Raw genomic sequence first — 2,167 nt, 5'->3', positions numbered from 1 at the left:
CTCCTGCGTACCGGCGTCATTTGTCACGAGTCGCAGTAAAAAAACCCCCAGGAGCCCAGGGGAAGTTTCACGACGAAGGAAGAATGCGGATTTTTTCCGGATGAAGCTGCTGCTGGAGCAGCGCTGACTCCCCTCCGCCGCTGGACGGTCCCAGCAGCAGATAGCCGGCCAGCACCAGGTTGGCGGCGAGAAGCAACCAGAACAAGGTCCTCATGGGCCGGCCTCCTCCTGGGCGATACACACCACGCCTTCCAAAACCAGGTGCTCGACACTCTCCACGGGCAACCTCAAGTGGGCGCGAACCAGCTCTGCGTCTCCGCCAGCCAGCAGCACTGCCGGTGGCGACCCCAGATCCGCCTCGAATCGGGCCGCCACGTGCTCCACCGCCCCCACCAGCGCCACCAGCGCCCCGCTGTAGACCGCATTGGCCGTGTTCTTCGGATACAAATCGAATCGACCCAGCCCCCGGTCCAGGGCGGCGGAACGCTCCGCCAGGGCCTGACGCATGAGGGCGTGTCCCGGAACGATCATCCCACCGCGGAAATGCCCGTCATCATCCAGCATGTCCACCGTCATCGCGGTGCCGACGTTTACCACTAGGCAGGCGCGCCTCCGCCGCCGCCAAGCAGCGATCACCGCAGCCCAGCGGTCTGCCCCTAGTTGTCCCGGATCGGCGTAACCGTTGGTCACGCCGCATTGGGACGACCGCGGACGAATCTCGATGAGCGCGACGCCCCACTGGTCGGCCAGCCTGCGCGCCGCCACTGCCAGCTCGGCACCGGCGACATTACAAAGGGCCACCCGCTCGGGGCGCTCGAGCCGTCCCGGCAATTCGCTGAGCAGCGCCGCCCCTTCCACCGTGGCCCCACACCCCAGAGCCGCCCAACGGCGGCCGTCGTGCAGTCCCCACTTGAGGCGGGTGTTGCCCGCGTCGAGGGCGAGAATCAAGCGTCTGCCTCCCCATCGACCGCGGGTCGCAAGCTCACTTCGCCGGCGGCGAGCCGCCGGCGCCCTCGGCCCGTGTCCAGGAGGAGCTCGCCCCCCTCTCCCACGCCCCAGACCACGCCCTCTTCGGTCCGGCCGTCTGGCATCGTCACCCGCACCCTAAGGCGGTGATACGCGTGCCTGGCCTCCCATTCACGGCGTAGGGGCGCAAACCCTTCCACTGCGAAGCGCTCGAGAGTTCGGTACAACGCGATCAACAGGTCCGCCAGGAGCCGGCTACGATCGGGCTTGAAACCCGGGAGCGACGTCAAACTGGCCACCGGCTGCCCGGCCCGCACTGCCAGGTCGGCCGGCACGCGTACGTTGAGACCGATGCCGATCACTGCCGCCGTCGGCCCCAGCGCGTCTCCCTGCACTTCGATCAGGATGCCGGCGAGCTTCCTGCCGCGATACACCAGATCGTTCGGCCACTTGAGCTGGATCCCCCGGGCACCCTGGGCCTCTAGGGCCCGGGCGATGGCCAGCCCCACCGCCGGGCTCAAGCCCCTGAGCGCACCGACGCCGTGCTCGAAGCGCCACAGCAAAGAAAAGGCGAGGGAGCCCCCCAGCACTGCGTACCAGGGACGTCCCGCCCGCCCTCGTCCGGCGGTCTGCACCTCGGCGGCAAGGGTCAAGCCATGGGGTGCGCCCTGCGCCACCCGGGCGAGCAACTCGGTATTGGTGGAGGCCACGCAATCGAGCACCTCAAGCGTGAGGGGCACGTGAGCCTCAGCCAGCAGGCGTTCGATGCGCGCTGCGTCGAGCCACTGGATCGGCTCGGCCAGCTGATACCCGCGTCCCGGCACTCGATGCACCTGGATCCCCAGCGCGCCCATGTCCCGCAGGGCGTTCCACACCGTGCCGCGGGAGACGCCCAGCGCGCGAGCGATGGCTTCGCCGGAATGGAAACACCCGTCCGTCATCAGGCGCAGCACGGGCAGGCTCAGGGGATTCATGACGGCGCTAAGCTTAGGGAGGGAAGACAAGGCCTGTAAAGCCATGGGCCCGAGGCTTCGAGCGGGCAACACGCTCCTTGCGCAAGCTACCCCAAGGAAATTCGCCCTGGGCGCCTTGGATTTCTCGCGCAGGCCTTTGCTAGGCAATGAACCCGCCTGGCAGGCGGGGCGCCGTCCAACGCGGGGCTCAAAGTGCCGAAGGCCCCGCTGGGGGGCCTTCGGTGGGG

Annotated in this window: 3 protein-coding genes; all 3 read right to left on the bottom strand. The window is 68.3% G+C overall.

The window, feature by feature from the left end; genetic code table 11:
• Positions 1-67: 67 nt before the first annotated feature.
• The 3 genes from V7Q81_RS15810 to V7Q81_RS15800 are packed head-to-tail and all read right to left on the bottom strand — an operon-like array spanning position 68 to position 1,940.
• Entirely contained in the window at positions 68-214 is a 147-nt protein-coding gene (locus V7Q81_RS15810) for a hypothetical protein (protein WP_333845248.1), read from the bottom strand.
• Entirely contained in the window at positions 211-948 is a 738-nt protein-coding gene (locus tag V7Q81_RS15805; protein WP_333845246.1) for a type III pantothenate kinase, read from the bottom strand. The genes V7Q81_RS15810 and V7Q81_RS15805 overlap by 4 nt, the downstream gene beginning before the upstream one ends.
• Positions 945-1,940, bottom strand: a complete 996-nt coding sequence (locus V7Q81_RS15800) for a biotin--[acetyl-CoA-carboxylase] ligase (RefSeq protein ID WP_333845243.1) — start codon at positions 1,938-1,940, stop codon at positions 945-947. The genes V7Q81_RS15805 and V7Q81_RS15800 overlap by 4 nt, the downstream gene beginning before the upstream one ends.
• Positions 1,941-2,167: the final 227 nt, after the last annotated feature.

Source organism: Pelomicrobium sp., assembly GCF_036803785.1.
Classification (GTDB): Bacteria; Pseudomonadota; Gammaproteobacteria; order Burkholderiales; family UBA6910; genus Pelomicrobium.
This window is presented reverse-complemented; position numbering and strand designations above follow the sequence as displayed.

What these genes read in the sequence shown, in the direction of transcription:
- V7Q81_RS15810 (WP_333845248.1), bottom strand. Translation starts at nt 214, where the DNA reads ATGAGGACCTTGTTCTGGTTGCTTCTCGCCGCCAACCTGGTGCTGGCC.
- V7Q81_RS15800 (WP_333845243.1), bottom strand. Translation starts at nt 1,940, where the DNA reads ATGAATCCCCTGAGCCTGCCCGTGCTGCGCCTGATGACGGACGGGTGT.